The sequence below is a fragment of the Streptomyces montanus genome, assembly GCF_005786655.1.
In the GTDB taxonomy this organism is placed as follows: domain Bacteria; phylum Actinomycetota; class Actinomycetes; order Streptomycetales; family Streptomycetaceae; genus Streptomyces; species Streptomyces sporangiiformans.
In genome coordinates this window covers 1-7,853 of the sequence record NZ_VBZC01000104.1, presented here as the reverse complement: position 1 = coordinate 7,853, position 7,853 = coordinate 1, and the positions used below count along the sequence as shown (strand labels likewise).

At 70.1% G+C, this 7,853-nt stretch carries 1 protein-coding gene; it reads left to right on the top strand.

What is annotated here, in order from left to right:
* Positions 1–7,853, top strand: a 7,853-nt coding sequence (locus FE633_RS44820; protein ID WP_246114128.1) for a type I polyketide synthase, incomplete at both ends; no start/stop codon positions are given.

Sequence of the window (7,853 nt, the reverse complement as noted above, 5' to 3'; positions counted from 1 at the left end):
CGCTGGCGGGTGGTGTGACGGTGATGTCCACGCCGGGTGCGTTTGTGGAGTTCAGTCGGCAGGGTGGGCTGGCGGCGGATGGGCGGTGCAAGGCGTTCGGTGACGACGCCGACGGGACCGGCTGGTCGGAGGGCGTCGGTGTGCTGCTGGTGGAGCGGTTGTCGGACGCGCGCCGTCATGGCCATCCGGTGCTGGCCGTGGTGCGCGGTTCGGCGGTCAACCAGGATGGTGCGTCGAACGGGTTGACGGCGCCGAATGGTCCTTCGCAGCAGCGGGTGATTCGGGCGGCGTTGGCCAGTGCTGGTCTGAGCCCGCAGGACGTGGACGCCGTGGAGGCGCATGGGACGGGCACGACGTTGGGTGATCCGATCGAGGCGCAGGCGTTGCTGGCGACGTACGGTCAGGACCGGCCGGGGGAGCGGCCGTTGTGGTTGGGGTCGGTGAAGTCGAACCTCGGTCATACGCAGGCTGCCGCGGGTGTGGCGGGTGTGATCAAGATGGTGTTGGCGATGCGGCACGGGATGCTGCCGGCCACCCTGCATGCGGATGAGCCGTCCTCGCATGTCGACTGGTCGGCGGGTGCGGTCCGGTTGTTGAACGAGCCGGTTGTGTGGCCGGAGGGGGATCGTCCGCGTCGGGCAGGTGTGTCGTCGTTCGGGCTGTCCGGGACGAATGCGCATGTGGTCTTGGAGGCCGTGCCCGAGCAGGAGGCCGCTTCGGAGTCTGTCGGGAGCGGTGCTCCCGTGGACGGTGTGGTGCCATGGGTGGTCAGTGCGCGCAGTCGGGAGGCGCTGGGGGCACAGGCGGGTCGGTTGCTGGCCCATGTGCGGTCGCAGCCGGAGCTTGATCCGCACAATGTGGGTTGGTCGTTGGCGTCGACGCGGGCGGTGTTCGAGCACCGTGCGGTGGTACTGGGAGACGACCGGCAGGCGTTGATCGCCGGTCTGGAGGCGCTGGCGGCCGGGGAATCGGCAGCTGGTCTGGTCACCGGCACCGCCCGGGGCGAGGGTAAGACGGCTTTCCTGTTCTCGGGACAGGGCTCCCAACGCCTCGGCATGGGGCGGGAGTTGTATGAGGCGTTCACGGTTTTCGCGGAGGCGTTCGACGCGGTGTGCGCGCGTGTCGACGGGTTGCGGGACGTGGTCTTCGGCGCGGACGCGGACGCGGAGGCGTTGGATCGTACGGAGTGGGCGCAGCCTGCGTTGTTCGCGGTGGAGGTGGCGCTGTTCCGGCTGCTGGAGTCGTGGGGTGTGCGGCCGGACTTCCTTGTCGGGCACTCCATTGGCGAGTTGGCGGCGGCGCATGTGGCGGGGGTGTTCTCGCTGGAGGATGCCTGCGCTCTGGTGGTGGCGCGGGGCCGGTTGATGCAGCAACTGCCCCCGGGTGGGGCGATGTTCGCCGTCGAGGCGTCCGAGGATGAGGTACTGACGCTGCTGGAGGGTCGGGAGACCGACGTGGTGGTTGCGGCGGTCAACGGCCCGCGGTCGGTGGTGATCGCCGGGGCTGACGATGACGTGGCGCAGCTCGCCCAGGAGCTCGCGGCGCAGGGACGCCGTACCTCCCGTCTGCGGGTGAGTCATGCGTTCCACTCGCCATTGATGGAGCCGATGCTGGAGGACTTCCGTACGGTCGCCGAGAGCGTCACCTACCAGCCGCCGCAGTTGGCGGTGGTGTCGAACGTGACCGGACAGGCCGCCGGAGTGGGGGAGCTGGAGTCGGCGGAGTACTGGGTGCGGCATGTGCGCCAGGCGGTTCGCTTCGCGGATGGTGTGAACTGGCTGGCCGAGCATGGGGTGACCCGGTTCGTCGAGCTGGGTCCGGACGGCACGTTGACCGCCATGGCCCAGGCCTGCGTGCCGAACAGCGACGACTGCGTCTTCGTCTCCGTCCTGCGGAAGGAGCGGGATGAGACCGACGCGCTCCTGTCGGCGGTGGCGCGGGCCTTCGTGCGTGGCGTCGGCGTCGGCTGGGCGGCGCTGTTCGCGGGCACCGGGGCCGGTCGGGTGGCCCTGCCGACGTACGCGTTCCAGCGAAGCCGCTACTGGCTCGGCCCCGCCGAACCGGCTCCGGCACCCATCGCCGGTCCGCAGTTCGCCTCCGCCCTCGTGGACAGGGATTTCTGGGAGGCGGTGGAGCGGGGGGACTTGGACGGACTGGCCGATGAACTGGACGTCGACCGCAGTGCTCTGGACACGGTGATTCCCGCACTCTCCCACTGGCGAAAGAAGCGGAGCGACCGCCGGGTTGTCGACTCCTGCCGCTATCACGTCGGGTGGAAGCGGCTGACGGTAACGCCCAATACGCCCGGCGTGTCCGGGCGTTGGCTCGTGATCACGCCCGAAGCGAGTACGGGTACGGAAGAAGCCGACGCGACGATCCGACCCGTCCTCAGCGGTCTTGAGGACCGTGGATTCGACCTGCGCCTCGTAGTCGCCGCCGGTCACGACCGCGAGCGTCTGACGGACGAGCTACGTGACGCCGCCGAGGAGGGCGGACCCGTGGCCGGAGTCCTTTCGCTGCTCCCGCTGGGAGAGGAACGGACCGGCATGGCGGCCGCAGGGACCGCCGTCCTGCTCCAGGCTCTCGCGGATGCCGAGGTGGACGGCCGGGTGTGGTCCGTCACGTGTGGGGCCGTGTCGGGCGGCCGCGCCGACGCCACCACATCGCCCGGACAGGCAGCCGTGTGGGGGCTCGGCCGAGTGGCCGCCCTGGAGCAGCCTGAGCGGTGGGGCGGCCTGATCGATCTGCCTGCCGGGCCGGACGGCAGGGCGATCGACCGGCTCGCCGGCGCCCTCACCGAACTGCCCCGAGGTGAGGACCAGGTAGCGATCCGGGACACGGGAGTGTTCGGTCGGCGGCTGGTGCACGCCCGTGCGGAGCAGCCGAAGGAACAGTGGCGTCCGCGAGGGACGGTGCTGATCACCGGCGGTACCGGCGCGCTCGGAGCGCGGGTGGCCCGGTGGGCGGTTGAGCGGGGCGCGGAGGAACTCCTCCTCGTCAGCCGACGCGGTCCGCAGGCGCCGGGCGCCCAGGAACTGAGGTCCGCACTCGAGGAGTCGGGCGCGCGGGTGACGATCGCCGCCTGTGACGTCTCGGATCGCGACGCGCTCGCCGGGCTGCTGGACGTACACCCGGTCGACTCGGTCTTCCACACGGCCGGCGTGCTGGCCGACGGCGTCCTGGACGCTGTCGGCCCCGAAAGTATCGGCGTCACCATGAGGGCCAAGGCAGAGGGCGCACACCATCTGGACGAACTGACCCGTCGAATGGATCTGTCCGCCTTCGTGATGTTCTCCTCGCTGGCCGGTTCCCTCGGGAGCGCCGGGCAGGGAGCGTACGCCGCCGCCAACGCCGTACTCGACGCCGTGGCCGAGCGGCGCCGTGCCCTTGATCTGCCCGGGACCTCGATCGCCTGGGGCCCCTGGGCGGGCGGCGGCATGGTCGCCTCGACCACCACCGGTCGACGCCGCCGCCGACAAGACGCTGTCGCGGCCCTGGAACCGGAACTGGCCCTGGACGCCCTTGCCGTATCCATCGGATCCGGCGACGTGACCGTGCTGGTGGCCGACATCGACTGGGCTGGCTTCGCACCGGCCTTCACGGCCGTTCGGCCCAGCGCCCTGGTGAGCGACCTCCCGGAGGTGCCGTCCGGCGACCAGAACACGGACTCCCAGCACGACAGCATCCGCTCCCGCATCGCCACTCTGCCCCGCGATTCGGGGACAAAGGCGCTCCTGGATGTGGTGCGTGCCCGCACCGCTGCCGCACTCGGTCATCGGGATGTGGGGGCGGTGGCTGTCGATGTGGCGTTTCGTGAGTTGGGTGTCGATTCTCTGATCGCGGTGGAGTTGCGGAACGTGCTCGGTGCGGAGTGCGGGGTGGTGTTGCCGGCGGCGGTGGTGTTCGACTGTCCGACTCCGGTGGCGCTGGCTGACTTCCTGTATGGGGAGATGTTCGGCGTAGTGGGGGAGGAGGCGTCGGCTGGGCCGGTGGTCGGGGCGGTCGTTTCCGAGGATCCGGTCGTGATCGTGGGGATGGGGTGTCGTTTCCCGGGGGGTGTGGATTCTCCGGAGGGGTTGTGGCGGCTGCTGTCGGAGGGTGGGGACGGCATCGTCGACTTCCCCGACGACCGGGGCTGGGAGGCCGGCGGGTTGTATGACCCTGATCCGGATGCTCGGGGCGGTGCCGGGTCGTACGCGCGTGTGGGCGGTTTCCTCGCTGGTGTGGGTGGTTTTGACGCGGGGTTTTTCGGGGTGTCGCCGCGTGAGGCGTTGGCGATGGATCCGCAGCAGCGGTTGTTGTTGGAGACGTCGTGGGAGGCGGTGGAGCGGGCGGGGATTGATCCGCGGTCGTTGCGGGGCAGCCGGACGGGGGTGTTCGCGGGGACGAACGGTCAGGACTACGTGCATCTGCTCAATGCCTCCGGCCAGAACGCTGACGGCTATGTCGGCACGGGTAATGCGGCGAGTGTGGCGTCGGGTCGGGTGTCGTATGTGTTGGGGCTTGAGGGTCCTGCGGTGACGGTGGATACGGCGTGTTCGTCGTCGTTGGTGGCGTTGCATCTTGCGGTTCAGGCGTTGCGTGCGGGTGAGTGTGATCTGGCGCTGGCGGGTGGTGTGACGGTGATGTCTACGCCGGGTGCGTTTGTGGAGTTCAGTCGGCAGGGTGGGCTGGCGGCGGATGGGCGGTGCAAGGCGTTCGCGGAGGGTGCGGATGGCACGGGGTGGGGTGAGGGTGTGGGTGTGCTGCTGGTGGAGCGGTTGTCGGATGCGCGCCGTCATGGCCATCCGGTGCTGGCCGTGGTGCGCGGTTCGGCGGTGAATCAGGATGGTGCGTCGAACGGGTTGACGGCGCCGAATGGTCCTTCGCAGCAGCGGGTGATTCGGGCTGCTCTTGCGGCGGCCGGTGTGTCTCCTGGCGAAGTTGATGCGGTGGAGGCGCATGGGACGGGCACGGCGCTGGGTGATCCGATCGAGGCGCAGGCGCTGATCGCCACTTATGGGCAGGACCGGCCGGGGGAGCGGCCGTTGTGGTTGGGGTCGGTGAAGTCGAACCTCGGTCATACGCAGGCTGCCGCGGGTGTGGCGGGTGTGATCAAGATGGTGCTGGCGATGCGGCACGGGATGCTGCCGGCCACCCTGCATGCGGATGAGCCGTCGTCGCATGTCGATTGGTCGGCGGGTGAGGTGCGTCTGCTGTCGGAGGCCGTGTCATGGCCTGAGTCGGAGCATGCGCGTCGGGCGGGTGTGTCGTCGTTCGGTCTGTCCGGCACGAACGCGCACGTGATCCTCGAAGCCGCCCCCGGGGAGGAGATTGCCCCCGTTCCGGACCGGAGCGGCGGGTCCGTGGGGGACGGTGTGGTGCCGTGGGTGATCAGTGCGCGTAGCCGGGAAGCGTTGAGGGCGCAGGCGGGTCGGCTGCTGGCTCATGTGCGGTCGCATCCGGAGCTTGATCCGGTTGGTGTGGGTTGGTCGTTGGCGTCGACGCGGTCGGTGTTCGAGCATCGTGCGGTGGTGCTGGGCGCAGACCGGCAGGCGCTGGTCGCTGGGTTGGAGACTCTGGCTTGCGGTGAGGGCGGCGTGCAGGGGGTTGTGTCGGAGGGCAAGACGGCGTTCCTGTTCTCCGGTCAGGGGGCGCAACGCCTGGGTATGGGGCGTGAGTTGTTCGAGGCGTTCCCTGTCTTCGCGGAGGCGTTCGACGCGGTCTGTGTCCATGTGGATGGGCTGCGGGACGTGGTCTTCGGCGCGGACGCGGAGGTGTTGGGTCGTACGGAGTGGGCGCAGCCTGCGTTGTTCGCGGTGGAGGTGGCGCTGTTCCGGCTGGTGGAGTCGTGGGGGGTACGGCCGGACTTCGTGGTGGGGCATTCCATCGGTGAGTTGGCGGCTGCGCATGTGGCGGGTGTGTTCTCGCTGGAGGATGCGTGCCGTTTGGTGGTGGCGCGGGGGCGGTTGATGCAGCGACTGCCTGATGGCGGGGCGATGTTCGCGGTGGAGGCGTCTGAGGACGAGGTCGGGGCGCTGCTGGAGGGCCGGGAGGCCGAGGTGTCGGTTGCGGCGGTCAACGGTCCGCGGTCGGTGGTGATCGCCGGGGCCGAGGAGGTCGTGGCGCAGGTCGCGAAGGAGTTCGCTGAGCGGGGGCGTCGTACGTCGCGTCTGCGGGTGAGTCATGCGTTCCACTCGCCGTTGATGGAGCCGATGCTGGAGGGCTTCCGTACGGTCGCCGAGAGCGTCACCTACCACCCGCCGCAATTGGCGGTGGTGTCGAACGTGACCGGGCAGGCCGTCGACGCAGGGGAGTTGGAGTCGGCGGAGTACTGGGTGCGGCATGTGCGCCAGGCGGTTCGTTTCGCCGATGGTGTGGCGTGGCTGGCCGAGCATGGGGTGACCCGGTTTGTGGAGTTGGGTCCGGACGGCACGTTGACTGCCATGGCCCAGGCCTGCGTGCCGAACAGCGACGATTGTGTCTTCGTGCCGTCCCTGCGCAAGGACCGCGACGAGCCATCGGCAGTGCTTGCGGCGATGGCTGATGTGCATGTGCATGGTGGGGCCGTGGATTGGGCGGCCGTCATTCCAAGGGATCGGTCGGCCATCGCTTTGCCGACGTATGCCTTTCAGCGGGAGTGGTTTTGGCCTGAGCCTGCCGGGGCGGAGGCATCGGGTGTGGTGGCTGATGTGGCGGAGGCGGGTTTCTGGGCCGCGGTGGAGCGCGAGGACGCGGACGCTGTGGCGGGTGTGCTGGGTGTGGACCAGCAGGCGTTGGCGGGTGTGGTGCCGGTGTTGTCGGCTTGGCGGCGGCAGCGCACGGAACGCTCGGCGGTGGATGCGTGGCGGTATCGGGTGGCCTGGGAGCGGGTGGCTGATCTGCCGTCCGGTCGTCTGGAGGGGCGGTGGCTGCTGCTTCAGCCCTCCGGTTCCCAGGAGGTGCTGACGGGCTTTGAGGAGTGGTGCCCGGGCCTGGAGCGGGTGGAGTATCCGCTTGGTGCGGACCGCGCGGCTCTGGCGGAGGTACTTGCCTCCGCGTCAGAGGGTGCTGCGGTGGTGGGGGTGCTGGCTCCGGCTGAGGGGCCGGAGGCGGCCCTGGCGCTGGTGCAGGCGGTGTTGGCCGATGCCGATGGGGCAGGCCGGTTGTGGGTGCTGACCCGCGGCGCAGTGGCGGCCGCCGGCTCGGACGGGGCGGTGGATGCGCTCCAGGCGGCGGCATGGGGTCTGGGCCGGGTGGCGGCGCTGGAGTTCCCGGAGCGTTGGGGCGGTCTGGTCGACCTGTCGTCCCGGGTGGAAGAGGAGAACCTGGTGGCGCTGGCGGGTGTCCTGGCCGGGGGTGGGGAGGATCAGGTCGCTCTTCGCGGCTCCCGCATTCTGGCCCGCCGTCTGCACCATGCCACCCCCGCAGACCACGGTACTCACCGCACTCCGGCCGAGCCGTGGAGGGCGGACGGCCTGCGGGTGCTGGTCACCGGTGGCACCGGGGCGTTGGGGGCGCGACTGGCCCGCCAACTCGCCGAACAGGGCGCGGCCGAGCTGGTACTGACCAGCCGACGGGGCGCGGACGCGCCCGGAGCGCGTGAACTCACGGACGAGCTACGGACGTTGGGCGCCCGGGCAGTCGTGGAGGCCTGCGATGTCGCCGACCGCGAGGCGGTAGCCGACCTGCTGGCCCGCCACCCCATCGACGCGGTCTTCCACGCGGCAGGCGTACTGGACGACGACCCGATCAGCGCCCTCACCCCGGATCGTCTGTCCGGCGTGCTGGCGGGCAAGGCGGCCGGTGCCGCGCATCTCGACGAGCTCACCCGTGATCGGGAGTTGTCGGCGTTCGTGGTGTTCTCCTCGATCGCCGGAGTGTGGGGCAGTGGC